At 72.0% G+C, this 24,730-nt stretch carries 27 protein-coding genes; 16 read left to right on the top strand and 11 right to left on the bottom strand.

What is annotated here, in order from left to right; all coding sequences use genetic code 11:
• The first annotated feature begins 33 nt into the window (after positions 1-33).
• Positions 34-1,659 (top strand): thiamine pyrophosphate-binding protein, encoded by a 1,626-nt coding sequence (locus BLW43_RS15560; RefSeq protein WP_217632204.1) that lies wholly within the window; start codon positions 34-36, stop codon positions 1,657-1,659.
• Positions 1,660-1,684: 25 nt separating this feature from the next.
• Here the strand turns inward: BLW43_RS15560 and BLW43_RS15555 are convergent, their stop codons facing one another.
• The gene (locus BLW43_RS15555; RefSeq protein ID WP_139284088.1) at positions 1,685-2,101 is read right to left on the bottom strand and encodes a response regulator; all 417 of its coding nucleotides are present in this window, start codon (positions 2,099-2,101) and stop codon (positions 1,685-1,687) included.
• Positions 2,102-2,175: 74 nt separating this feature from the next.
• Here BLW43_RS15555 and BLW43_RS15550 point away from each other — a divergent pair, with 74 nt between their 5' ends.
• The 5 genes from BLW43_RS15550 (at position 2,176) to BLW43_RS15530 (ending at position 8,034) form a co-directional block, all read left to right on the top strand.
• Entirely contained in the window at positions 2,176-4,119 is a 1,944-nt protein-coding gene (locus tag BLW43_RS15550; RefSeq protein WP_175478944.1) for an AMP-binding protein, read from the top strand.
• Positions 4,120-4,342: 223 nt separating this feature from the next.
• On the top strand, positions 4,343-5,182 hold the full coding sequence (locus BLW43_RS15545) for a response regulator (protein ID WP_175478943.1): 840 nt from the start codon (positions 4,343-4,345) through the stop codon (positions 5,180-5,182).
• Between the two features lie 7 nt (positions 5,183-5,189).
• On the top strand, positions 5,190-6,635 hold the full coding sequence (locus BLW43_RS15540; protein WP_217632203.1) for a sigma-54-dependent transcriptional regulator: 1,446 nt from the start codon (positions 5,190-5,192) through the stop codon (positions 6,633-6,635).
• Between the two features lie 90 nt (positions 6,636-6,725).
• Positions 6,726-7,337 (top strand): nitroreductase family protein, encoded by a 612-nt coding sequence (locus tag BLW43_RS15535; RefSeq protein ID WP_245731072.1) that lies wholly within the window; start codon positions 6,726-6,728, stop codon positions 7,335-7,337.
• A 4-nt stretch (positions 7,338-7,341) separates the two neighbouring features.
• Complete coding sequence (locus BLW43_RS15530) at positions 7,342-8,034, top strand: EI24 domain-containing protein (RefSeq protein WP_175478942.1); 693 nt, start codon at positions 7,342-7,344, stop codon at positions 8,032-8,034.
• 33 nt (positions 8,035-8,067) lie between these two features.
• Here BLW43_RS15530 and BLW43_RS24615 read toward each other — a convergent pair whose 3' ends face one another.
• The 4 genes from BLW43_RS24615 to mce form a co-directional block, all read right to left on the bottom strand.
• Positions 8,068-8,193: a hypothetical protein gene (locus BLW43_RS24615; RefSeq protein ID WP_281243543.1), complete on the bottom strand. Its 126-nt coding sequence runs from the start codon at positions 8,191-8,193 to the stop codon at positions 8,068-8,070.
• A 119-nt stretch (positions 8,194-8,312) separates the two neighbouring features.
• Positions 8,313-8,588 (bottom strand): DUF167 domain-containing protein, encoded by a 276-nt coding sequence (locus BLW43_RS15525; protein WP_245731071.1) that lies wholly within the window; start codon positions 8,586-8,588, stop codon positions 8,313-8,315.
• Between the two features lie 5 nt (positions 8,589-8,593).
• Entirely contained in the window at positions 8,594-8,860 is a 267-nt protein-coding gene (locus tag BLW43_RS15520) for a DUF1467 family protein (protein WP_093254826.1), read from the bottom strand.
• Positions 8,861-8,879: 19 nt separating this feature from the next.
• Positions 8,880-9,284 (bottom strand): methylmalonyl-CoA epimerase, encoded by a 405-nt coding sequence (gene mce / locus BLW43_RS15515; protein ID WP_093254825.1) that lies wholly within the window; start codon positions 9,282-9,284, stop codon positions 8,880-8,882.
• 129 nt (positions 9,285-9,413) lie between these two features.
• On the opposite strand from mce, the gene mtnA reads away from it, so the two are divergent.
• The 5 genes from mtnA (at position 9,414) to phnF (ending at position 15,262) form a co-directional block, all read left to right on the top strand.
• On the top strand, positions 9,414-10,508 hold the full coding sequence (gene mtnA, locus BLW43_RS15510) for an S-methyl-5-thioribose-1-phosphate isomerase (RefSeq protein WP_093254824.1): 1,095 nt from the start codon (positions 9,414-9,416) through the stop codon (positions 10,506-10,508).
• A 5-nt stretch (positions 10,509-10,513) separates the two neighbouring features.
• On the top strand, positions 10,514-11,413 hold the full coding sequence (locus tag BLW43_RS15505; protein WP_245731082.1) for an NAD(P)/FAD-dependent oxidoreductase: 900 nt from the start codon (positions 10,514-10,516) through the stop codon (positions 11,411-11,413).
• 145 nt (positions 11,414-11,558) lie between these two features.
• On the top strand, positions 11,559-13,574 hold the full coding sequence (locus BLW43_RS15500) for a M3 family metallopeptidase (RefSeq protein ID WP_093254821.1): 2,016 nt from the start codon (positions 11,559-11,561) through the stop codon (positions 13,572-13,574).
• Positions 13,575-13,639: 65 nt separating this feature from the next.
• Complete coding sequence (gene recO, locus BLW43_RS15495) at positions 13,640-14,368, top strand: DNA repair protein RecO (protein WP_217632202.1); 729 nt, start codon at positions 13,640-13,642, stop codon at positions 14,366-14,368.
• A gap of 201 nt (positions 14,369-14,569) precedes the next feature.
• Positions 14,570-15,262, top strand: coding sequence for a phosphonate metabolism transcriptional regulator PhnF (gene phnF / locus BLW43_RS15490; RefSeq protein ID WP_093254820.1), 693 nt, complete (start codon positions 14,570-14,572; stop codon positions 15,260-15,262).
• An 82-nt stretch (positions 15,263-15,344) separates the two neighbouring features.
• Here phnF and BLW43_RS15485 read toward each other — a convergent pair whose 3' ends face one another.
• Entirely contained in the window at positions 15,345-15,650 is a 306-nt protein-coding gene (locus BLW43_RS15485; protein WP_093254819.1) for a DUF6280 family protein, read from the bottom strand.
• A gap of 398 nt (positions 15,651-16,048) precedes the next feature.
• Between BLW43_RS15485 and BLW43_RS15480 the strand changes: the two genes are divergently transcribed.
• From BLW43_RS15480 to BLW43_RS15460, 5 genes are all read left to right on the top strand, one after another.
• Positions 16,049-17,071: an amino acid ABC transporter substrate-binding protein gene (locus tag BLW43_RS15480; RefSeq protein WP_093254818.1), complete on the top strand. Its 1,023-nt coding sequence runs from the start codon at positions 16,049-16,051 to the stop codon at positions 17,069-17,071.
• A gap of 82 nt (positions 17,072-17,153) precedes the next feature.
• Entirely contained in the window at positions 17,154-18,350 is a 1,197-nt protein-coding gene (locus BLW43_RS15475; protein WP_093254816.1) for an amino acid ABC transporter permease, read from the top strand.
• A 1-nt stretch (position 18,351) separates the two neighbouring features.
• Positions 18,352-19,656 (top strand): amino acid ABC transporter permease, encoded by a 1,305-nt coding sequence (locus BLW43_RS15470; protein ID WP_093254815.1) that lies wholly within the window; start codon positions 18,352-18,354, stop codon positions 19,654-19,656.
• A gap of 11 nt (positions 19,657-19,667) precedes the next feature.
• Positions 19,668-20,471 carry an amino acid ABC transporter ATP-binding protein gene (locus BLW43_RS15465; protein WP_093254814.1) on the top strand — a complete coding sequence of 268 codons (804 nt, stop codon included), beginning with the start codon at positions 19,668-19,670 and terminating at the stop codon, positions 20,469-20,471.
• Positions 20,471-20,995 carry a hypothetical protein gene (locus tag BLW43_RS15460; protein WP_093254812.1) on the top strand — a complete coding sequence of 175 codons (525 nt, stop codon included), beginning with the start codon at positions 20,471-20,473 and terminating at the stop codon, positions 20,993-20,995. Before BLW43_RS15465 ends, BLW43_RS15460 begins: the two co-directional genes overlap by 1 nt.
• Positions 20,996-21,010: 15 nt before the next feature.
• Here BLW43_RS15460 and BLW43_RS15455 read toward each other — a convergent pair whose 3' ends face one another.
• The 5 genes from BLW43_RS15455 to BLW43_RS15435 are packed head-to-tail and all read right to left on the bottom strand — an operon-like array spanning position 21,011 to position 24,727.
• Entirely contained in the window at positions 21,011-21,526 is a 516-nt protein-coding gene (locus tag BLW43_RS15455) for a SixA phosphatase family protein (RefSeq protein WP_093254811.1), read from the bottom strand.
• A gap of 35 nt (positions 21,527-21,561) precedes the next feature.
• A complete protein-coding gene (locus BLW43_RS15450; protein WP_217632201.1) occupies positions 21,562-22,359 on the bottom strand; it encodes a crotonase/enoyl-CoA hydratase family protein in 798 nt (265 codons plus the stop codon).
• Positions 22,356-23,375: an RluA family pseudouridine synthase gene (locus BLW43_RS15445; RefSeq protein WP_093254810.1), complete on the bottom strand. Its 1,020-nt coding sequence runs from the start codon at positions 23,373-23,375 to the stop codon at positions 22,356-22,358. Before BLW43_RS15445 ends, BLW43_RS15450 begins: the two co-directional genes overlap by 4 nt.
• Entirely contained in the window at positions 23,375-23,761 is a 387-nt protein-coding gene (gene crcB, locus BLW43_RS15440) for a fluoride efflux transporter CrcB (protein WP_093254809.1), read from the bottom strand. The genes BLW43_RS15445 and crcB overlap by 1 nt, the downstream gene beginning before the upstream one ends.
• Before the next feature lie 30 nt (positions 23,762-23,791).
• Complete coding sequence (locus BLW43_RS15435) at positions 23,792-24,727, bottom strand: DMT family transporter (RefSeq protein WP_093254807.1); 936 nt, start codon at positions 24,725-24,727, stop codon at positions 23,792-23,794.
• Positions 24,728-24,730: the final 3 nt, after the last annotated feature.

Here is a 24,730-nt window from a genome sequence, read left to right as displayed (position 1 = left end):
GCGCCCCGGCCCGGAGCGCGGGAGGGCTGGAAGATGGCGAACATGCAGGAGCGGCCGAGCGCCGTGGAGATCGTGGCGTCGCGCCTCGCCGAAGCCGGCTGCCGCCATGCCTTCGGCGTGCCCGGCGGCGAGGTGCTTGCGATGATGCAGGCGCTGGACGCCGCCGGCGTCGCGTTCCGGCTCGTCAAGCACGAGAACGCCGGCGCGGTGATGGCCGAGGCGACCTGGGCGATGACCGGCGCGCCGGGCGTGCTGCTCGCCACCATCGGGCCGGGGCTCGCCAACGCGGTGAACGCCACCCTCAACGCCCTGCAGGAGCAGGTTCCGCTCATCGTGCTGTCGGGCTGCGTCGATGCGGCGGAGGCGGAGCGCTACACCCATCAGGTGCTCGACCAGCAGGCGCTGATGCGCCCCGTGACCAAGGCGAGCTTCCGGCTGGTCGACGGCGCCGTGGCGACGATGGTGGACAAGGCCCTGGCCATTGCGCTGGCCGACCCGCAGGGGCCGGTGCACATCGACATCCCCGTGAGCCTCGCCGCGCGACCGCAGCCGGCGCCGCGCGCTCGCCTGACGCCGCCCGCCGCGCCGATGGCGCCCGCTCCCGGCCCGGCGCTGGCGGCCGCGCGCGCCCGCCTCGCCGCCGCCCGCAGGCCGGTCGTCGTGGCGGGGCTCGGCGCGGTCGCCCATGGCGCCGGGCCGGCGCTCACGGCGCTCTGCGAGCGGCTCGGCGCGCCGCTCGTGACGACCTACAAGGCCAAGGGGCTGATGGACGAGGGGCGCCCGCTCAGCCTCGGCGGCCACGGTCTCTCGCCGAAATCGGACCGCATCGTGCTGCCGCTGCTCGCGCAGGCGGACTGTGTGCTGACCGCAGGCTACGACCCCATCGAGATGCGGCCCGGCTGGCGCGACCCCTGGGCGCCGGAGGTCTGCGTCGCGCTCGACCACCTGCCGAACCGCCACGGCATGCACGGCGCCGCCGTGTCGTTCGTGGGCGACGTCGCCGCCGGCGTCGCCGCTTTGGGCGACGGGCTGGCGCCGAATGCGCCGTCCTGGCCCGGCGGCGAGCCGGCTGCGGCGCGCGCGGCGCTGGACGAGGCGTTCGGGGACCGGCCCGAATGGGGCCCGCACGCCGCTTTCGCCGCCGCCGCGCGGGCCCTGCCGGCGGATGCGGTCGTGACCGCCGACAGCGGCGCCCATCGCATCCTGCTCAGCCAGATGTGGCGCTGCGCGGCGCCGCGCAGCCTGCTCCAGAGCGCGGCCTTCTGCACCATGGGCGTCGCGCTGCCGCTGGCGATCGGCGCGCGGATCGCGGCGGCCGACCGGCCGGTGCTCGCCGTCATGGGCGACGCGGGGCTGGAGATGGTGCTCGGCGAACTCGCCACGCTGCGCGATCTCGCGGCGCCGCTTGCGGTGCTGGTCATGGTCGACGAGAGCCTGACGCTGATCGAGATGAAGCAGCGCGGCGCCGGCCTGCCGAACCTCGGCGTGGACTTCCCAGGGACGGACTGGCCGGCGGTCGCGGCGGCCTTCGGCGGCCATGGCGCCTGGGCGCGCGACGCCTCGGCGGTGGAGCGCGAGGTAGCGGCGTCGCTCGGTCGCGACCGCTTCACGCTCATCGCCGCGGCGATCGGCCGGCGGGCCTACGAAGGCGCGTTCTGAACCGGCCGCGGGAGCCCCGCCTGCGTCACGGAAGGCCGCATGTCGCGCGCAGGACGTCCGCCACAGCCTCCAGCGTCAGGGGCTTGATCAGGCAGGCGTCGAAACCGAGCTCGACCAGAGCGGCCGCGTCCTCTGGCAGCGCATGGGCGGTGCAGGCCACTGCGGGCGCGCGGGGCAGGCCGAGCCGCGCCTCGCTCTCGCGGATCGCCTTCAAGGCGGCCGGACCGTCGACGTTCGGCATCGAGATGTCGAGCAGCAGCAGGTCGAAGTCATGCTCCGTCCGCAGGGCGATCGCCTCCTCGCCGCCCGCAGCCTCAACGCTGCGCACTCCGAAATGCGAGAGCATTTCGGTGATGACGATGCGGTTGATCTCGTTATCGTCGGCGATCAGCGCGCAGAGCGGACCGTCCGCGACCGGCGTCGGATCGCTGTCATCGTGCATCGCGAAAACCTCCGGCTGACGGCGCGGCGTCTCGCCGAATTGCACCGCGCGCGATGTTGAGACTACGACCTTCCATGGCGACCGACAAATACGTCAAGAACGGTCCGGGGGGGATAGGCATGGCGACCTACAAGGAAATCTACGGCGCGTGGCGCGCTGATCCCGAAGCTTTCTGGCTGCGCGCCGCCGGGGCGGTCGACTGGTTCGACAGGCCGACGCGCGCGCTCGACGACCGCCGCAAGCCGTTCTACGACTGGTTCACGGACGGCGTGGCGAACACCTGCTGGAACGCCGTCGATCGCCATGTCGCGGCGGGAGCGGGAGACCGCACGGCGCTGATCCACGAGAGCCCCGTGACCGGCTCGAGCGCCGAGATCAGCTACGCCGAGCTGCAGGAGCGCGTCGCGCGCCTGGGCGGCGCGCTCGAGGCGCGCGGCGTGAAGGCCGGAGACCGCGTGCTCATCTACATGCCGATGATCCCCGAGGCGGTCGTGGCGATGCTCGCCTGCGCGCGCATCGGCGCCATCCATTCGGTCGTGTTCGGCGGCTTCGCCGCCAACGAGCTGGCGGTGCGCATCGACGACGCGAAGCCCAAGGCGGTGCTGTCGGCCTCCTGCGGCGTCGAGCCGAGCCGGATGGTGCCGTACAAGCCTCTGCTCGACGGCGCCATCGCGATGGCGAAGCACAAGCCGAAGTTCTGCATCGTCAAGCAGCGGGCGCAGCTCGCCGCCGAGCTCGACCCCGAGCGCGACGTCGACTGGGATGCCGCGGTCGCCGACGCGCCTTTCAGCGAATGCGCCCAGCTCAAGGGCTCGCATCCGCTCTACATCCTCTACACCTCCGGCACGACCGGCGCGCCGAAGGGCGTGGTTCGCTCGTCCGGCGGGCACATGGTCGCGCTGGCCTGGAGCATGGCCAACATCTACGACATCGGGGCCGGGGACGTGTTCTGGGCGGCGTCCGACGTCGGCTGGGTCGTCGGCCACAGCTACATCGTCTATGCGCCGCTGATCGTCGGCGCGACGACGATTCTCTTCGAGGGCAAGCCGGTGGGCACGCCCGACGCCGCCATCTATTGGCGCATCTGTTCGCAGCGCCGCGTCAAGGCGCTGTTCACCGCGCCGACCGCCCTGCGCGCCATCAAGCGCGAGGACAGCGAGGGCAGGCTCCCCGCCGGTTTCGACCTTTCGACGCTCAGGACGCTGTTCCTGGCGGGCGAGCGGGCCGACCCCGACAGCATCGCCTGGGCCGAGCGGGCGCTCGGCGTGCCGGTCATCGACCACTGGTGGCAGACCGAGACGGGCTGGGCGATCGCCGCCAACCCGGTCGGGATCGAACTGCTTCCCGTCAAGCACGGCTCGCCCGCCGTGCCGATGCCGGGCTACGACGTCGCGATCCTAGACGAGACGGGGACGCCGGCGCCGGTGGGGACGCTGGGCTCGATCGCGATTCGCCTGCCGCTGCCGCCGGGCTGCCTGCCCACGCTGTGGAACGCCGACGAGCGCTTCCGCAAGAGCTATCTCTCGACCTATCCCGGCTACTACGAGACCGGCGACGCCGGCATGGCGGACGAGGACGGTTACATCTACGTCATGGCGCGCACCGACGACGTGATCAACGTGGCCGGCCACCGGCTCAGCACCGGCGCGATGGAGGAGGTGCTGGCGAGTCACCCCGACGTCGCCGAATGCGCCGTGATCGGCGCGGCGGACGCGCTCAAGGGCCAGCAGCCGGTGGGGTTCCTGTGCCTGAACGCCGGCTGCGACCGTCCGCACGACGCCGTCGCGGCGGAATGCGTGGCGCTGGTGCGCGAACGCATCGGCCCGGTGGCCGCCTTCAAGACCGCCATCGTCGTGGCGCGCCTGCCGAAAACCCGTTCCGGCAAGGTGTTGCGGGGGGTGATGGCGCGCATCGCCGACGGGGCCGAGCCGCGCGCGCCGGCGACGATCGACGACCCTGCGGTGCTCGACGAGATCGGCGCCGCCCTCGGGCGCGCGGGCCTCGGCGAAATGGCCTGATTGTGTGCGGCGCTACGGTTCAACCTGCAATATTCTCGCTTCATTAACCCGCGCCATTTTATGTGGTTTCCATCACGTCGCTGATGGAGCGTCGGTGGACGTCGAAAGGGGCCGAAGTGTCGGGACGCCGCGTGGCGAGGCTGGAAGAGCCTCTTGTTGACGGCGCGCGCCCGGGCGCTGAAAACTGCGGGCTCTTTGTGCTCTGGGGGTGGGGATGGCGGTGATGACGTCGGGCAAGAACAAGGCGTCTGGCGCTGGCGTCGGATGGCTCCGCGACAAGCGCGTGCTCCTCGCCGAGGACAACATCACCAACCAGATGGTCGCCACCCAGATGCTCGACGCGCTGGGCGCCAAGGTGGACGTCGCCAATGACGGGGCCGAGGCGCTCGAGATGATCGCGGCGGCCCCCTACGACCTATTCCTGATCGACATCGAGATGCCGCGCGTCTCGGGCCTCGACGTGATCCGGTCGATCCGCAACTCGACGGCGCCGCTGTGCGACGCGCCGGTGATCGCCGTCACCGCCTACGCGCTGCGCGAGCACCGCGAGAAGATCACCGAGGCTGGAGCGGACGGCCTGATTCCGAAGCCGCTGCTGGGCATCGAGCAGTTCGGGCGCGACATCGTCAATCTCGCCGACCGCGGCGGGGCTGGCGTCGGGCGGGCGGCCGCCGCAGAGCCGCCGCGAGTCGAGCAGCCCGAAGGACCGGCGACCGCCATCGTCTCGATGGAGATCTACGGCCAGCTCAAGGACGCCATCGGCGAGGACGCGATGGCCGACCTGCTCGGAAAGATCGATGGCGACCTCGCGGCCGCCCACGACCGTCTCAGCAGCGGCGTCTCGGACGGAAGCCGCGACGAGATCGCCGCCGCGTCGCACGTCCTGATCTCGGTGGCCGGGGCGATCGGCGCCACGCCGTTGCAGGTGCTGGCCCAGAAGGTCTCCGGCATCGCGTCGGGCCGCGGCTCGGGCGACCTCATGCCCCTTGCCCGACAGGCGGTCGGCCAGATCGGTGCGGTTCGCGCGTTCGTGAAGGGCCAGCTCGAGGACTTCGGCCGCTAGGGCCGCCATGGCCGTCATGCAGGATGCGACGGGCGTTGGGCCGATCCTCCTCGTCGAGGACACTCCCTCGCTATCCGCCTATTACGCGGCCCTCCTGCGCAAGGCCGGCCTTGACGTGCACTGCGCGATGACCGCCGCGGAGGCGGTGGCCCGGCATTCCGAGCATCGCCACCGGGTCGTGCTGCTCGACCTCATGCTGCCGGATGGAGACGGGCTGGACGTCCTGCGCGAGATGCGCGCCGCCGACCCCGACGTGGCCGCCATCGTGATCACGGCCAACGGCTCGATCAACCGCGCGGTCGCGGCCATGCGCGGCGGGGCGCACGACTTCCTCGTGAAGCCCTTCGACGAGGCGCGGCTGCTGCGCTCGGTGGAGGCGGCCGTGGCCATGGCCCGCGCCCCGTCCGGCCCGCGCGTGGCCGAGACGCGACCGGGGCTGGCCGGCTTCATCGGCTCCTCCGAGACGATGCGCGAGATCCAGGAGACCGTGCGCGAGGTCGCCCGCTCCACCGCCACCGTGTTCATCACCGGTGAGAGCGGCACCGGCAAGGAGGTCTGCGCGCAGGCGATCCATGCCGAGTCGCCGCGCCGCGACGCCGCCTTCATACCGCTGAACTGCGGCGCCATCCCGCGCGACCTGATCGAATCGGAGGTGTTCGGCCACCTAAAGGGCTCCTTCACCGGCGCCATCGCCGACAAGCCCGGCGCCGCCCAGGCGGCGGACGGCGGCACGCTGTTTCTCGACGAGGTCTGCGAGATGGAGCCGAACCTCCAGACCAAGCTGCTGCGCTTCCTGCAGAGCGGCTCGATCCAGCCGGTCGGCTCGGCGACGGCGCGCAAGGTCGACGTGCGCATCGTCTGCGCCACCAATCGCGACCCGCAGGCGGAGGTCGCCGCGGGGCGCTTCCGTTCGGACCTTTTCTACCGCCTGTTCGTCGTGCCGGTGCACCTGCCTCCGCTGCGCGAGCGCGGGCGCGACGTCGTCGAGATCGGCGAAGCGCTGCTCGCGCGCTACGCCGGTGAGGAGGGCAAGGCGTTCCGCCGGCTGTCGCCGGAGGTGGAGGCCGCGTTCCTCGGTTACGGCTGGCCCGGCAACATCCGCGAGTTGCAGAACGTGCTGCGCAACATCGCCGTGCTGCGCGACGGCGACGCGGTGACGCTGTCGATGCTGCCGGACAGGATCGCGGAGGGCGCGGCGTCTCCCGCTCGGCTCGGCGACGGGCTGATCGACCCCGCGTCCGCCGCCGCGCCCCCCACCCCGGCGGCGGACGCCGCGCCCCCGCTGCGGGACCGGCTGCGGCCGCTCGTCGGCGCCGCGCTGGCGCAGATGGAGCGCGAATTCATCGAGGCGACGATCGAAGCCTGCGAAGGCTCGATCCCGCGCGCGGCGCGGATTCTGGAGGTCAGCCCCTCCACGCTGTACCGCAAGCGCGAGGGCTGGACGAAGGGATGACGCCGCCGGCCACGGACCGCTCCGCCGCTTGACAGCGCCGGCGCCGCGGGCCAGCACCATGCTCCAGCCCCGACGCCCGGAGACCCGACCATGGCCGACATGCAAGCTGCGACGGCGCTCGCCGCCCCCCTGTCGCGCGACGCGGCGGCGCTCGACTTCCTCGCGCGCCGCCGGTCCCGCCCGGCCAGGACGCTGGGGACGCGCGGCCCCGACCGCGCCGAACTCGCCATGCTGCTGACGCTGGCCGCCCGCGCGCCGGACCACGGTAAGCTCGAGCCGTGGCGCTTCGTGGCGCTGGAGCGGCCCGCCATGGCGCGGATGGCGACGATCGTCGGCGCCCGCGCCGCGGCGCTGGGGCAGGATGCGGTCTCCATCGAGAAGGCCGTCGCGGCCTTCGGGCAGGGCGCCGTCGTCGTCGCGGTGCTGGCGTCGCCCAAGCCTTCGGAGAAGATCCCCGAGTGGGAACAGCTGATGTCCGCCGGCGCGGTCTGCCTCGGCCTGCTCAACGCCGCGCTCGCGGCGGGCTGGGGCGCCAACTGGCTGAGCGGCTGGATGGCGCGCGACGCGGAAATCCTCGGGGCGCTGGGCGCGGCGGGGCCGGAATTCGTCGCCGGCTTCATCCATATCGGCGAGGAGACCGCGCCCCCTCCGGAACGCCCCCGCCCCGACATCGCCGCGCTGACCACCTATCTCGAAGGCTGACCCCGTGCCCGGCGATCTGCTGCGCGCGCTGGGCGACCTGCGCGACCCCAGGCTGTGGGGCGTCATGATGAAGGCGGCGCTGCTCACGCTGGCGCTGCTCGCGCTCGGCGTCGTCGGGCTCGGCTGGGCGCTGGGCGTCGGGGGCGACCTGACGCTGAACGCCCCGTGGATCGGCACGATCGATTTCGGCGCGCTCGGCTTCTTCGCCTACCTGGCTGCGGCGACGCTCGCATCGGCGTTTCTCACGCCCTTCGTCGCTGCGCTCTTCGTCGGCCTGCTGCTCGACGACGTGGTGGAGGCGGTGGAGCGGCGGAGGTATCCCGGCCTCGGCCGGGCCAGCCCGGTGCCCTTCGCGCGCCAGATGGGCGCCGCGGTCAAGCTGCTGGGTCTGATGATCGTCGCGAACCTGCTGGGGCTGGCGGTCTACCTGCTGTTCCCGCCCTTCGCGCCAGCGGTCTTCCTGACTTTGAACGGTTACCTGATCGGCCGCGAGTATGTGGAGCTGGTGGCCTTCAGGCGCATGAGTGCGACCGACGCCCGGCGTCTCAGGCGGAGGGAGCGTCTGGGCGCAACCCTGATCGGCGCCGCCGTGGCGGCGACCCTGTCGGTGCCCTTCGTCAACCTTCTGGCGCCGATGGTCGGCGTGGCCGCCGCCACGCACCTCTTGCACCGGGCGACGGCGCGCGCCGCGGCATGATCGGGCGGCGGCGGCCGCCGCCCGGAGCGTCGGTCAGCTGCCGACGGTCGGCGTCTCGACGATCGGCGTCTGCGCAGACTTGGGGCTGTAGCCCGAGCACTGCGCGAAGGCGGCGCCGGCGAACGCGGCGACGGCGGCGGCGAGGACGATGGTCTTCATGGCGCGATCTCCCGTGTTGCAAGTGTTTGAAGGTTAGCACGCGCGGGCCCGCAGGAAAGGGTTATTGCGCGACGCCGTGCGCCGACGCGATGGGCCGAGGATCGTCGCGGCGGGCGCCGCTAGCGCCGGTCGATGCGCAGCAGCTTGTCGCGGCCGGTCTCGCCCCGAACGATGGTCAGGGCCGACTTCGGGACGCCGAGCGCCTTCGCGGCGAGCGCGATCACGGCTGCGTTCGCCTTGCCGCCCTCCGCCGGTGCGGCGACGCGGACAAGGGCGAGAGGGGTCTCGCCCTCCGCGCAGGGAGCCATGGCGATGGATTCGGCCGCCGCCCGCGGCGTGACGCGCAGGCGCAGGAGATCGCCGTCGAAGGCGATCGGCTCGGGCCGCCGGGCCACGCGCGTCAGTCGAACGGCGCGAAGCCGCGGATGTCCTCGCGCGTGATCACGCCGAACACGATGACGCAGTAGACGACTGCCCACACGACCGCCGCAACGCCCGTCGCCCACAGCATCTTGCGCCCGATCATGGGCGTCTCCGGAGCGCCGGCCGGCGTGCCCGGCGCGACGTCGCCGGCTTCCTCCTGGCTGCGCACGCCGATCGGCAGCAGCATCAGGAGCACGATGAACCACGTCACCGCGTACAGCACGAGGGCGGATGTGAAGGACATCGGCGCGTTCTCCCTGCGGTCAGGCCTGCTCCAGCTCGACCAGCGTTCCGTTGAAGTCCTTGGGGTGGAGGAACAGCACCGGCTTGCCATGGGCGCCGATCTTCGGCTCCCCGTCGCCGAGCACGCGGGCGCCGCCGGTCTTCAGCCGGTCGCGCGCGGCGAGGATGTCGTCGACCTCGTAGCACACATGGTGGATGCCGCCGGAAGGGTTCTTGGCGAGGAAGGCCGCGATGGGGCTGGCCTCGCCAAGCGGTTCGAGCAGCTCGATCTTGGTGTTGGGCAGCTCGATGAACACCACCGTCACGCCATGGTCGGGTTCCGCCTGCGGCGCTGAGACGGTCGCGCCCAGGGTGTCGCGGTAGAGCGCCGCGCCGGCCGCGAGATCGGGCACCGCGATGGCGACATGGTTGAGACGTCCGATCATTGCTGGCTCCCCGACTTTCGCTTCCGCATCCGTTCTCCGCGACCGGCGCGGGATTGTCGAGACGCGGTGGGGCGGTTTCTAGCGCAGGCGCGAACCGCTATATGGAGCGGGAGGCAGCAGGAGGCAGCGATGAAGGTCAACGGGACGCACCACCGCCCGATCTGGGAGTCCGAGGGGCCGCAGGGCCCAGAGGTCCGCATCATCGATCAGACGAGGCTTCCCTTCGCGTTCGAGACCATGGCGCTGCCGAGCGAGGCCGAGGCCGTGCGCGCCATCGCCGACATGCTGGTGCGCGGCGCGCCGCTGATCGGAGCGACGGCGGCCTACGGGCTGGCGCTGGCGATGCGGGAAGACCCCTCCGACGCCAACCTCTCCGCCGCCTACGACCGGCTGTTCCGCTCGCGCCCGACGGCGGTGAACCTGCGCTGGGCCATCGACGACGTCGCCGCGCGGCTGCGCCCGCTGGCGCCGGCCGAGCGCGAAGCCGCCGCCTTCGCCCGCGCCCGCGCCATCGCTGAGGAGGACGTCGAGCTCTGCCGCATGATCGGCGTCCACGGCCTGCCTCTGATCGAGGAGATCGCGGCGCGCAAGGGCCGCGTGAACATCCTCACCCACTGCAACGCGGGCTGGCTCGCCACCTGCGACTGGGGCACGGCGACCAGCCCGATCTACCAGGCCTTCGACAAGGGCCTCGACGTGCATGTTTGGGTTGATGAGACGCGGCCCCGCAACCAGGGCGGGTTTCTCACTGCGTGGGAGCTCGGCCAGCACGGGGTGCCGCATACGGTGGTCGTGGACAACGCTGGCGGCCACCTGATGCAGCGCGGCGACGTCGACATCTGCTTCGTGGGCACCGACCGCACGACGCGGGAGGGCGACGTCTGCAACAAGATCGGCACCTATCTCAAGGCGCTGGCGGCGAAGGATTGCAGCGTGCCGTTCTACGTCTGCCTGCCCTCGCCGACGATCGACTGGACGGTGCGCGACGGGCTGAGCGAGATCCCCATCGAGGAGCGGCGCCCCGAGGAGGTGACGGAGGTGCAGGGTCTCGGCCCGGAGGGCGTGCGCACGGTGCGCGTGGTCGCGCCGGGCTCTCCGGCGGCCAACCCCGCCTTCGACGTGACGCCTGCGCGGCTCGTCACCGGGCTCGTCACCGAGCGCGGCGTGGCCGAGGCGAGCGAGGCGGGGCTGCTGGCGCTCTATCCGGAGCGAAAGGCCGCGTGAGCGGCATGCGCGTCGGAGTCGTCGGGGCCGGGATCGCGGGGCTGGCGGCCGCGCGGGCGCTCGCAGAACGGGGCTGCGCGGTCGCGGTGTTCGAGAAGAGCCGCGGGCTCGGCGGGAGGCTCGCGACGCGGCGCACGCGCGACGGTCTTGAATACGACCATGGCGCGCCGGAGGTTCCCGACGCCCAGGGGCCGCTGGCGGCCTATCTTGCGGAGGCCGGCGCCGCGGGCGCGGCGGCCCGCCATGGCGGGGGCTGGGTCGGAACGCCCGGCATGAGCGCGCTGGTCGGGCCGCTGGCGCAGGGGCTCGACATCCGCCACGGCGCGACCGTCGCCGCGGTGACGCCGGCGGGCGCGGGGTGGGCGGTGGACGGCGAGGCGTTCGACGCCGTGGTGTGCGCCGCGCCGGCGCCCCAGACGGCCGCGCTCTGCGCCGCCTCCGGGCCCGTGAGCGCCGCGGCGCGCTCGGCGGAGATGGACCCGTGCTGGACGCTGATGGCCGCATGGGAGGCCGAGGTGGCCGCGCCTGCGGCGCTCACGGGCCCGGAGGCCGCGCCCTTCGAGAAACTCGTCGCGATGGCGGGCCGGCCGGGCAGGGCCGCGACGCCGGACCGCTGGGTCGCCCACGCCGACCTCGCCTGGACGCGCGCGCATCTCGAGCTCGACAAGGAGGCAGCGGCGGCGGCGCTGCTGGCGCCCCTGCGCGCGGCGCTGGGCGTGGGCGCGCCAGTGCACGCCGTCGCCCATCGCTGGCGCTACGCGCGCGTCTCGCGGCCGGTGGGCCAGCCCTGCGCGCAGGACGGGCGTCTGGTCGCCTGCGGCGACTGGCTGCTCGGGCCGGACGCCTCGGACGCCTACGCCTCCGGCCGCGCCGCCGCCGCCGCGCTCGCCGCGGTCATCGCCTGAGCGCGCCCCTCAGGCGGCGGCGGGCGTCTGGCGGGCCGCATCTGGCGGGCCCCATCTGGCGGGCCCCATCTGGCGGGCCCCATCTGGCGGGGAGGCGTCATCCGGCCTAGCTGTTGAGCGCCGATCTTTCGCCGAGGGCCCGACCATGACCAATCCGCTGACGACCGACTGGACCGGCCCCTTCGGCCTGCCCCCGTTCGGGGCGATCAACCCCGACCACTTCCGTGAGGCGTTCGACGCGGGGCTGGCGCAGGCCGAGGCCGAGCGCGACGCCATCGCCGCCGACCCGGCGGAGCCCGATTTCGCCAACACGGTCGCGGCGATGGAGCGTTCGGGCCGCCTGCTCTCGCGCACCGCCTCGACCTTCTTCAATCTCGTGGGCGCGGACAGCTCCGACGCGCTGGAGGCGATACAGACGGAAATCTCGCCGAGGCTGGCGCGCTACGCCTCCCAGACGTTCACCCACCCCGCGCTTTTTGCTCGGGTCGAGGCGCTTACGGCGCGGCGCGAGGGCCTCGGCCTGACGGCGGAGCAGGACCGCGTGCTCTACCTCACCCACCGCCGCTTCGTGCGCGCGGGCGCGCGGCTCGACGCGGCGGGCAGGGCGCGCATGGGCGAGATCATGCAGCGGCTCGCGGCGCTCGGGACGAAGTTCTCCCAGAACGTGCTGGCCGACGAGCGGGCGTGGTCGATGGCGCTGGAGGGCGACGACCTCGCGGGGCTGCCGGACTTCGTGCTGGACGCCGCGCGCGGGGCGGCCTCGGCGCGGGGCGTCGAAGGCCATGTCGTGACGCTGTCGCGCTCGCTGATCGAGCCGTTCCTGACCTTCTCCGCCCGGCGCGACCTGCGCGAGAAGGCCTGGGCGGCGTGGGTGGCGCGCGGGGCGAACGGCGGCGAGACCGACACCGCAGCGCTGATCGCGGAGACGCTGGCGCTGCGGGCCGAGCGCGCCGCGCTGCTCGGCTACCCCAGCTACGCCGCCTACAAGCTCGACACCGAGATGGCGGGTTCGCCCGAGGCCGTGCGCGGCCTGCTGGAGCGGGTGTGGACGGCGGCGAAGGCGCGGGCGGGCGAGGAGGCGGAGCGGCTGCGCGCGCTGATCGCCGCTGACGGCGCCAACCACCCGCTCGCCGCCTGGGACTGGCGCTTCTACGCCGAGAAGCTGCGCGCGCAGGACTACGCGCTCTCCGAGGGCGAGCTGAAGCCCTACCTGCAACTTGACCGGGTGATCGAGGCGGCGTTCGACGTGGCCGGGCGCCTGTTCGGGCTGAGCTTCGCGCCGCTGCCCGACGCGCCGCGCTATCACCCCGACGTGCGGTTGTGGGAAGTCACGCGCGGTGGCGCCCATGTCGGCGTCTTCATGGGCGACTACTTCAACCGTCCCTCGAAGCGCTCCGGCGCCTGGTCCACCAGCTTCCGCAGCCAGAACCGGCTGATGGGCGAGGCGCCCGTGGTGCTCAACGTGATGAACTTCGCGCGCGGCGGCGACGGCCCGGCGCTGCTGACCTGGGACGACGCCCGGACGCTGTTTCACGAACTCGGCCACGGCCTGCACAGCCTGCTGTCGAACGTGGAGCACCCCTCCGTCAGCGGCACGTCGGTCTCGCGCGATTTCGTGGAGCTGCCGTCGCAGCTCTTCGAGCACTGGCTCGGCGAGCCGCAGGTGCTGGCGCGGCACGCGGTGAACGCCCGAGGCGAGGCGATGCCGGCGGACCTCATCGCGCGGCTGCGCGCGGCGGAGACCTTCAATCAGGGCTTTGCGACAGTGGAGTATGTGGGCTCGGCGCTGGTCGACCTTGCGCTCCACGAGGGCGCGCCGCCCGCCGATCCGCTGGCGGCCGAGGCGGCGGCGCTGGCCGCGATCGGCATGCCTGCGGAGGTCGGGATGCGCCACCGCTCGTCCCACTTCCAGCACGTCTTCGCCGGCGAGGGCTACGCCTCGGGCTACTACAGCTACATGTGGTCGGAGGTGATGGACGCCGACGCCTACGCGGCCTTCGAGGAGGCGGGCGACCCGTTCGACCCCGAGACGGCGCGGCGGCTGGAGGCGGAGATCCTCTCCGTCGGCGGCTCGCGCGACGCGGCCGAGGCGTGGAAGGCGTTCCGCGGCCGGGCGCCGGAGCCCGCGGCGATGCTGAAGGGCCGCGGTCTAGCGGCCTAGGCGCGCGACCCTGTCGGACGACGGTCGGTCGGGCGGGCGACGGTCGGGCGGACGAGGGGCTGGCGATGATCGTATGGGCCGACGAGGCGCTTCTGCTCTCGACCCGCCGCCATGGCGAGGGCGACGCCGTGCTCGACGCGCTGACCGCAGTCCATGGCCGGGTGGCCGCCGTGGTCAAGGGCGGCGGCGGGCGGCGGCGCGCCGCGCTCCAGCCCGGCGCCGACATCCGCCTCGAATACCGTGCGCGGCTGGAGGCGCATCTGGGCGCCGCACGGGTGGAGACGGCGCGCGACCGGGCGGGCGCGGTCATGGCGGACGCCGGCGCGCTCGCCGCGCTTTCCTCCGCCGCGGCGCTGCTGACGACGCTGACGCCCGAGCGCGAGCCCTGCCCGGAGCTCTACGCCGCCACGCGCGCGCTCTTCGACCGCCTGGCGGACCCGGGCGGCGACAACGCGCAGGGCTGGGCTGCGGCCTATGCGCGCTGGGAGCTGGGGCTGCTCTCCGCGCTCGGCTACGGGCTCGACCTCAGCGCCTGCGCCGCCACGGGAGCGACGGAGAACCTCGTCTGGGTGTCGCCGCGCACCGGGCGCGCGGTCAGCGCGCAGGCCGGCGCGCCCTATGCCGAGCGGCTGCTGGCGCTGCCGGCCTTCCTGCGCGACGGCGGCCTCGCGGCGCCCGAGGACGTCGCCGCGGCGCTGCGGCTCACCGGCTGCTTCCTGGAGCGCATCGAGCCGCGCGGCGCTCCCGTCCCGGCTGCGCGTCGGCGGCTTGCGGCGCGCTTCGGGGTCTCCTGACCAGCCGCTTGCATCGCCACATGGCTGCGTCGGCATATACAAATCGACAGAAGCCATTGCGCAGGCATCAGTAAATTAGTCTGTTCCCCGCAGTGAGGGCGCTGTGATTCGCACCCGGCTCGACAGGGCGGGTACGCCATCGCCAAAATCAAGAAGACGCGACCTCCGCTTTCGCGCGGGCGCGCGTAGGAAGCAGGCTCCATGGCCATCTGGCGAAAAATCCACGAAACGCTGCGCGGCGAGATCACCGAAGGCCTCTACAAGACCGGCGATCGCCTTCCGACGGAGAAGGAGCTCTCGGAACGCTTCGGCGTGAACCGGCACACCGTTCGGCGCGCGCTGGCGGAGATGACGGCCGAGGGCGCCATCTCAGTGAGGCGCGGCTCGGGCGCCTATGTCGCCGAGGGCGTCGTGGACTATCGGCTCGGGCAGCGCGTCCGCTTCAGCCAGAACGTCACCGAGCTTGGCCGGACGCCCGCGCACCGGCTCGTCCGCTCGGAGGCGAGGGCCCCCGACGATCGCGAGGCGGAGCACTTGCGGCTTCGGCCGGGCGCCGAGGTTCTGGTGCTGGAGATGGTCAGCGAGGTGGACGGGCTGCCGGTGCTCTACGCCGCCCACTCGTTTCCGGCCGCCAGGTTTCCGCGGCTTGCGCAGGATTTCGACGAGACGCGCTCGATCACGGCGTCGCTCCGGCGCTACGGCGTCATCGACTACACGCGGGAATGGACGCGGATCACGGCGCGTTCGCCCTCCCGCAAGGTCGCCGCGCAGCTTCGGCAGATCGAGAGCCAGCCGGTCCTGCGCGTCGAGGCGCTGAACCTCGACATGAGCGGCGAGCCGATCGAGCACGCCGTCGGTTGGTGGGCGAGCGCGCGGACGCAGTTCGTGGTCTGAGGGCCGATGGCGGATCCGGCCCCTCGAAAAGCAGGCGCCGGCCCGAACGGACCGGCGCTTCGTCGACGCGGCGGTGCGGGGTTCAGGCGGCCATGGCGTCGCCGTCGCCGAGACGCAGCGCGCTCGACACGCGCTCGCCGCGGCGGACGAATTCCGCAAGCCCGCCGACCGCGCGCTCGGTGGGGTCGATGCCGGCGCAGGACAGCACGAGCCGCCCGTCCTTGCTGCGCGCCCAACGCGTGATGCTCTCGACGCCCGCGCCGGGGCCGATCTTCTTCTCGTCGCGCACCGCATCGTCGAGCACCGCCAGAACGACGGCGCTGAACAGCTTCCGCGCCCGATCGCCCTGAGCCTGACCCCAGGCGAGGGCGTCCATCTCGTCAAACATGCAAGTTCTCCACCTGTCGGCGCGTCGGAGCGCTGCCAGACCGTCCGTCGTTTTCGCTGCTTTATATAAGACGTCGCAATTCAGTCACGTCATCCCATTGAATGCAAGCCTGTCATGCGAAAATAGCATGGCTCGCGCCAATCATTCGTGACGCTGCAGGGGCGACGCAGCCGGCAGGCGCAGTTTGCGCCCTTGCGCTCTCCGAAAGCGCATTGTGCGTGCTGAGTTTGGCGGGTTGATGAATTTCGCGGCTTTAACCTTTGTGAACGCGCTGCGCCGCTTGACGCGCGTTGAGCGCATTGATCTTGTGCCTGACACATGTGCGCCGAACCGTAATCACGGCGGCGCATGAAGGAATGACGAACGCCCGGGACCGGGCAACAGGGAAGAGGTTTTCCATGACACCGACGATCATCGCCGGCGCCGTCGCGAGCGCCGTCGCGCTCGCAGCGTCAGGCGCGGCCGCCGCCACGCTCGACGACGTGAAGTCGCGCGGCAATCTTCAGTGTGGCGTCTCGTCAGGCGTCGCCGGCTTCTCCTACACGGAGGCCGACGGCAGCTGGGCCGGGTTCGACGTCGCCGTATGCCGCGCCGTCGCCGCCGCCATCTTCGGCGACGCCCAGGCCGCGCAGTTCACGCCCACCACCGGCAAGACGCGCTTCACCGCGCTGGCCTCCGGCGAGATCGACATGCTCGCCCGCAACACGACCTGGACGTTCTCCCGCGACGTCGACCTCAAGTTCGAGTTCGTCGGCGTGAACTACTATGACGGCCAGGGCTTCATGGTGCCGAAGGCGCTCGGCGTGACCTCCGCGCTCGAGCTGGACGGCGCCACCGTCTGCATCCAGACCGGCACCACGACCGAGCTCAACCTCGCGGACTATTTCCGCGCCAACAACATGAGCTACGACCCGGTGCCGATCGAGACCAACGCCGAGGCGCAGCAGAAGTACCTCGCCAACGCCTGCGACGTGTACACCACCGACGCGTCCGGCCTCGCCGCCACGCGCTCGACCTTCGAGGCGCCGACCGACCACATCATCCTGCCCGAGATCATCTCCAAGGAGCCGCTCGGCCCGCTCGTGCGGCACGGCGACCCCGAGTGGGGCGACATCGTCCGCTGGACCTTCAACGCGATGGTCATCGCCGAGGAGCTCGGCGTCACCTCCGCGAACGTAGCCGAGCTCGCGGCGGGCCCGACCGACAACCCCGAGGTCAACCGCCTGCTCGGCACCGAGGGCGAGTACGGCGCCATGCTCGGCCTCGAGAAGGACTGGGCCGTTAAGGTGATCTCCCAGGTCGGCAATTACGGCGAGGTGTTCGACCGCTACATCGGCGAGAGCACGCCGGTCGGCCTCGCCCGCGGCCTGAACGCCCTCTACACCAAGGGCGGCATCCTCTACGCGGCGCCCTTCCGCTGATCGGACCCCGCCCGGGCGCGCAGGCCGCGCCCGGGCGACGCGTTGACGCCGCGACAGCGGCCGCCGATCGGGGAGACTGCTCATGAGCATGACCGCAACGCCGCCGCAGGAGAGTTTCCGCGTCGACATGCTCTGGAACGACGCGCGCTACCGCTCGACGTTCATCCAGACCATCGCCCTGATGCTCGTGATGCTCGCCGTCGCTTGGCTCGCCAGCAACGCCGTTCGCAACCTTGAGGCGCTGGGCAAGGACTTCAACTTCTCGTTCCTCTGGCAGCCGGCGTCCTACGACATCAACCAGCGCCTGATCGAGTACGACAGCCGCGACAGCAACGCCCGCGCGGCGCTGCTCGGCATCCTCAACACCCTGCTCGTCGCGGCGATGGGCATCGTCACGGCCACGGTGATCGGCGTGGTGGCGGGGGTGCTGCGCCTTTCGAAGAACTGGATCGTCTCGCGGCTCATGGCCGTCTATGTCGAGGCGTTCCGCAACGTGCCGCTGCTGATCTGGATCCTGATGATCGCCGCGGCGGTCAACGAGACGCTGCCGGCGCCGAGCGCCTTCCGCGGCGTCGAGACCGGGGCCTTCGTCGCCACCAACCGCGGCCTCTACGTTCCCGCGCCGATCTTCGGGGAAGGCTCGACGCCGATCGTCGCGATCTTCCTCGCGTCGCTCGCGGGACTTTTCCTGCTCAGGCGCTGGGCGGCGAAGCGCCAGGCCGAGACCGGCGAGCAGTTCCCCGTGTTCTGGGCCGGCCTCGCCCTGCTGGTCGCGCCGGCGACGCTGGCGTTCCTCGCCCTCGGCCGGCCGATCGATCTGGAGCTGCCCGAACTCGCCGGCTTCAACTTCCGCGGCGGCTTCTTCCTGCGCGACAGCCTCGTGGCGATGTGGCTGGCGCTGTCGCTCTACACCGGCGCCTTCATCGCCGAGACCGTGCGCGCCGGCATCCTGGCGGTCAGCCACGGCCAGAGCGAGGCCGCCTACGCCCTCGGGCTGCGCCCGAACCGGGCGATGAGCCTCGTGGTGCTGCCGCAGGCGCTGCGCGTGATCGTTCCGCCACTGATCTCGCAGTATCTCAACCTCACCAAGAACAGCTCGCTGGCCATCGCTGTGGGCTACATGGACGCGACCGGCACGCTGGGCGGCATCACGCTGAACCAGACCGGGCGCGAGATGGAGTGCATCCTGCTGCTGATGGCGTTCTACCTCACGGTGTCGCTGCTCATCTCCGGCGTCATGAACTGGTACAACACCCGCGTGAAACTGGTGGAGCGGTGACATGAGCGGAACGCACGCCCACACGGTCGCCTTCGTCGCCGACGGCAAGCTGCCGGACCTGCCGCCGCCGCCGGGCGCCTCCGGCGCTATCGGCTGGATCCGGGAGAACCTCTTCTCGGGGCCGCTCAACACCATCCTGACGCTCGCCTCGATCGCGGTCGTCGCCCTCGCGCTGCCGGGCGTTCTCGACTGGGCGCTGTTCAAGTCGGTCTGGAACGCCTCGTCGCTGAGCGAGTGCCGCTCGATCATCGCCGAGAGCTTCGGCGAAGGGCAGGGCGGCGCCTGCTGGGCGGTGATCCGCGAGCGTTTCGACCAGTTGCTCTACGGCTTCTATCCCGCCGAGCTGCGCTGGCGGCCGAACGTGGCGTTCGTGCTGCTGATCGTCGCCATAGCGCCGATCCTGTTCGACAACGTCCGCGCCCTCGCCGTCGGGGCCGCCGCGATCGTCGCGCTGAAGGCGCTCGCAGGCGCGGCGGGCGTTGTGGACGGCGGCGTCGGCGGGCTCTTCGGCGCCACGACCGTCGTCCTCGCGGCGGCTGGCGCGCTGGCGTGGTTCTTCGGCGGCGGCGCGCACCGGCGCTACTGGCTGATGTTCTCGGCGGCGTTCCCGGTCATCGCCTATTTCCTGCTCTGGGGCGGGCTCGGGCTCGAGCCGGTGGCGTCGTCGCGGTTCGGCGGCTTCCTGCTGACCATGATCATCGGCGTGACCGGCATCGCCGCGTCGCTGCCGCTGGGCATATTGCTGGCGCTGGGCCGTCAGTCGAAGCTGATCTTCATCCACGCCATCTGCGTCGGCTTCATCGAGTTCATCCGCGGCGTGCCGCTGATCACGCTGCTGTTCGTGGCCTCGACGCTGCTGAACTACTTCATGCCGCCGGGGACGAACTTCGACCTGATCCTGCGCGTGCTGATCATGGTGACGCTGTTCGCCTCGGCCTACATGGCCGAGGTGATCCGCGGCGGCCTCGCGGCGCTGCCCAAGGGCCAGTACGAGGCGGCCGACGCGATGGGGCTGACCTATGCGCAGTCGATGCGGCTGATCGTGCTGCCGCAGGCGCTGAAGATCTCCATTCCGGGCATCGTCAACACGTTCATCGGCCTCTTCAAGGACACCACGCTGGTGGCGGTGATCGGCCTGCTCGACCCGCTCGGCCTGACCAACCCGATCCGCGCCGACAGCAACTGGAACGGCATCGTGTGGGAGCTATACGGCTTCATCGCGTTCTGCTTCTTCCTGTTCTGCTTCGGCATGTCCCGTTACTCGATGCACCTCGAAGGCCGCCTGCGCGCCGGCGAGCGACGCTGAGGAGACAGCCCATGAACGCACCCGCAGACGCCGCCGTGCAGGACCGCGCGATCGACCGGTCCAACATGAAGGTCTCCGACGAGATCGCCGTCGAACTCGTCGGGATGAACAAGTGGTACGGCGAGTTCCATGTCCTCAAGGACATCAACCTCACCGTCAACAAGGGTGAGCGGATCGTCATCTGCGGTCCGTCCGGCTCGGGCAAGTCGACGCTGATCCGCTGCATCAACCGGCTGGAGGAGCACCAGAAGGGCCGCATCATCGTCGACGGGATCGAGCTGACCTCGGACCTCAAGAAGATCGACGAGATCCGCCGCGAGGTCGGCATGGTGTTCCAGCACTTCAACCTGTTTCCGCACCTGACCATCCTGGAGAACTGCACGCTGGCGCCGATCTGGGTGCGCAAGGTTCCCAAGCGCGAGGCGGAGCAGACGGCGATGCACTTCCTGGAGCGGGTGCGCATCCCGGAGCAGGCGAACAAGTATCCCGGCCAGCTCTCCGGCGGTCAGCAGCAGCGCGTGGCCATCGCCCGCGCGCTCTGCATGCGGCCCAACGTGATGCTGTTCGACGAACCGACCTCCGCGCTCGACCCCGAGATGATCAAGGAGGTGCTCGACACCATGATCGGACTGGCGGAGGAGGGCATGACCATGCTCTGCGTCACGCACGAGATGGGCTTCGCGCGTCAGGTCGCGAATCGGGTGATCTTCATGGACCGCGGGCAGATCGTCGAGCAGAACGAGCCGGAGGAGTTCTTCAACAACCCCCGCTCCGACCGCACGAAGCTGTTTCTCAGCCAGATTCTGGGGCACTGATGCGCGCCCTCGTCCCTTTCGCGCTCGCGCTGCTGGCGGGCTGCGCCCAGCCGGTGGACTTCGCCGGGGTCGAGGGCGCGGGCCCGTCGCCGGCTGGCGCAGACGGTCCGATAGCGTTCTACACCGCCGGGCCCGGCGACGTGATGGTGGTCGCCGACCGCTGCGCCGTGGATATCTGCGACGACGCCGGGCTGGCCGCCGCCGACCGCTACTCCAGCCTCTCCTATCTCGGGATGCGCAGCGACACCGAGGCGGTGTTCCTGCGTCGCGTCGACGCCGCGCCGCCCGCAGACCTCCGGCCGACCGATGCGCGCGGGCTGTTCACGCCGGTGCGCCCGGAGACGCCGGCGACGATGGGAGATTTCATTCCGCCGCGTCCCGAGGGCGCGCCGGCCCCGCACGGCGTCGCAGAGATCGTGGTCAACCCGATCGCCGGCGTGGCGTTCGGGACGGACGCGTTCGAGATCGACATCGCCTCGGCGACGCCGGCGCGGGTGGTCTACACGATGTCGCCGGCGTTCTGACGGCGGCTTGCCCGCTCAGACGAGTTCGCGCGGGCAGGCGAAGGCCGTGAAACGGGCCGCGCCCCAGTCGACGGCGCTCCACGAAGCCGCGTCGAACTCGAACACCGCCGCCGCCGCCGTGGGATAGTGCTGGAAGGCGCGCGCGCACTGCGCCGGCGCCTCTCCGCGGCAGAGCTTCCGCGCAAAGCCGCCCACCCCCGGCTGATGGCCGATCATCAGCACCGTGCGCGCTTCCGTGGGGGCCGCGCGCAGGGCGTCGAGCATCGTCGCGGGGTCGGCATGGTAGAGCAGGGGCGTGACTAGCGGTTCCGGCGGCGCGTCGAACGCTGCGCTGGCCAGCGCCCAGGTCTCCTGCGTGCGCGCGCTGTCGGACATCGTCACATGGTCCGGGGCGAGGCCCTGCTCGCGCATCCAACCGCCCATCATCGGCGCCGCGCGCCTGCCGCGGGCGTTCAGGGGGCGGGCGTGATCGTCGAGTTCGGGGTCCGACCACGACGACTTGGCGTGACGCAGCAGTATCAGGCGGCGCATGGCGTGCTCCGGGGTGCGGCGATGGCGCGGGGGGCTCAAGATACGGTCCAGGGCGGCGGCAGGCGGGAAAAGAAGGCGGCGACGCCGGTTTCGGCCTCCGGGTCCTCCCACGCGTCGGCGAGCCGGGCGGCCGTGTCGGCGAGAACGGCGTCGTCGATGTCGGCCGCGAGGCTGCGCGCCAGCGCCTTTGCGCGGGCCGCGGCGCCCGGCGCCGTCTGGAGACAGGGCGCGATCTCCTCCTGCGCCGCGGCGTCGAGCTCGTCGGGCGTCGCGAGACGGTGCGCGAGGCCCATCGCCAGCGCCTCCGCGCCGCTGAAGCTGCGCGCCGAGACGAAGAGCCGCCGCGCCGCGCCGACGCCCACGCGCGCGACGACATAGGGCGCGATGGTGGCCGGGATCAGCCCGAGACGCGCCTCGGTGAGGCCGAAGCTTGCGTCCTCAGCCGCGACCACGGCGTCGCAGACCGCCATCAGCCCGACGCCGCCGCCATAGGCCCCGCCCTGGACGCGCCCGATGAGCGGCTTCGGCAGCCGGTCGAGGGCGCGCAGCATCCGCGCGAGCGCCATGGCGGAGGCGATGCGCGTCGCGCGGTCGGCGCCCATCTGCGCGCGCATCCAGTCGAGGTCGCCGCCGGCGCAGAACACGGCCCCGGTCCCCGAGAGCTCGACGACGCGCACGCCGGGGTCGGCCCCCAGCTTTTCGGCCGCATCGGTCAGCTCGGCGATCATCGTCGCCGACATGGCGTTGCGCTTTTCGGGGCGCGCCAGCGCCAGCCGCGCCACGCCGCGGGCGTCGACCGCGAGGGAGACCGTCTGATACGCCACGCCGCTCATTCCCAAGGGTTCTCCGGCGCATCGGCCTCGCGCCAGCCGAACAGCTCCCAGGTGCGGGCCATGTGCTCGGGCAGCGGCGCGGAGAGGTTCAGCACGCCGCCGTCGGGGTGGGGGATCTGGAGCGCGCGGGCGTGCAGGTGCAGCTTGCGGCTCACCGGCCCGCCGAGCTGCGCGCCCCAGCCGTCGCCCTCGTTGGTCTGGGAGTTGCCGCCATACTTGCCGTCGCCGACCACCGGGCAGCCGATCTCCGCCATGTGGGCGCGGAGCTGGTGCGTGCGCCCGGTCACGGGCCGCAGCGCCACCCATGAGGCGCGCCCGCCGGCGCTGTCGACCAGCGCATAGTCGCTGACCGCGCGCTGGGCCCCCTCGGTGGCCTTCACCTCGTCGGGGTGGACGCAGAGCATCTTCTCGCCGCGCGGCCCCGGCGCCTTGACCAGCCCGAAGCGGATCGTGCCGCGCGCCGGGCTGGGCTTGCCGGCCACCGCCGCCCAGTAGAGTTTTCGCGTCGTGCGCGCGTGGAAGGCCTTGGCCAGCGCCGCGGCGGCGGGCGCGGTGCGGCCCATCACCAGAACGCCCGAGGTGTCGCGGTCGAGCCTGTGCACCAGTCGCGGCGGCTTGTTCCTGCCGAACATCAACGCCGCCTCGAACTGGCCGAGATGCCTGATCCCGCCGGAGCCGCCCTGCACGGCGAGCCCGGCGGGTTTGTCGAGCGCCAGCACCGAATCGTCGATGTGGATCACGCGGGACTGGATGAAATCGGCGTCGGGTTCGATGACGGGCTTCGGTGGCGGCGGCTGCTCGGCGAGATCGTCGGGAAAGGGCGGCACCCGCACCGTCTGACCCGGCGCAAGGCGCGTCGCGGCGGTCACGCGGCCGCCGTCCACCCGCACCTCGCCCTTGCGCAGCATCTTCTCCAGCCGGCCATGGGGAAGCTGCGGGAAATGGCGGCGGAACCAGCGATCCACGCGCAGCTCGCCGTCGTCCTCGGCCACAATGAGCAGCTGGACCGGGGGCATCAGAGCGACCTCGCCGCGAGAAAGCCGACAAACAGCGCGCCGACGCCGAGCGCCACCGACGCGGCGACATAGGCGCCGGCCCTGAGCGCCTCGCCGCGCTCCAGCATCAGCGCGACCTCCAGCGAGAAGGCCGAGAAGGTGGTGAAGCCGCCCAGAACGCCGGTCAACAGGAACGCCGACCAGCGCGGAAAGGCGCCGGGGAGCCTTTCCATGAGCAGGACGGCGAGCATTCCCATCGCGAGCGACCCCGCGACGTTGACGAACAGGGTTCCCCACGGAAAGCCTGGGCCCATCAGGCGCAGGGCCGCCGCCCCGACAAGGTAGCGCGCCGAGGCGCCGAGGGCGCCGCCGGCGGCGACGGCGGCAAGGGTCGTTGCAGTCACCATGTCGTCATCAAGCCCCGACCGCACCGCGCGTCAAGCCGAACGCGCCGGCCGGGGCGCGCGCGGCGCGAATATCCCCTGTGCGACGGCCATGCCGACGAAGATCAGCGCCAGCGCGAGCAGGGCGCGCGGCGGGATCGCCTCGCCGAGAAACAGCGCGCCGAAGGCCAGCGCCCAGAGCGGGATCATGAAGTTCACCTGGCTGAGAAAGGGCGGTCCGGCGCGGCGCAGCACCTGCACCAGCAGCACCTGTGCGAAGGCCGTCGAGAGCAGCGCCAGCCACGCCACGGCGAGCCAGGCGCGCCCGTCCGGCGCCAGCGCGAAGGGCGCCTCGAACGCCAGCGCGAAGGGCGCGATCAGCGCGAAGCCCAGAAGCTGCACAGCCGCCGACAGGCTGACGGGATGGACCTGCGGCGCCAGCTTCGTGGTGATCGAGCCGAAGGCGTAGGAGATCACCACGCCGAGGCAGGCGAGCTCCGCCAGCAGCGCGACGCCCGCCCCCGAGAGGCCCGCCAGCGCCTGCGGGCCGATCAGCACCACCGCGCCGACCGACCCGGCGACGAAGCCGAGGCCCTTGCGCCGGCTCAGCCGCTCGCCAGGCACGAGCAGATGGCTGAGCGGCAGGATCATCAGCGGCAGCAGCGCCATGAACACCGACGCGACGCCCGCCGCGACATACTGCTGCGCCCAGTTGAGCAGCGCGAAGGGCAGCGCGTTCGAGAGCAGCCCGATGGCCAGCGCGAAGCCCCAGCCGCGCGGCCCCTCGGCCCCCCTGAGCGCCGGCAGCCGCAGGCCCATGGCCCATGCCGCCGCGAGCAGCGCCAGCGCCGCCAGCCCCATCCGCGCCGCGGCCAGAGACAGCGGCGTGAAGCCCTCCAGCGCCATGGCGATGGCGATGAAGGAGCCGCCCCAGACCATGCCGAGGAAGACAAGCCGCGCCCAGGCGCCGATGTCGTTCGAGCCGTTCATGGC

Source organism: Rubrimonas cliftonensis, from assembly GCF_900107585.1.
Lineage (GTDB): Bacteria > Pseudomonadota > Alphaproteobacteria > Rhodobacterales > Rhodobacteraceae > Rubrimonas > Rubrimonas cliftonensis.
This window is presented reverse-complemented; position numbering and strand designations above follow the sequence as displayed.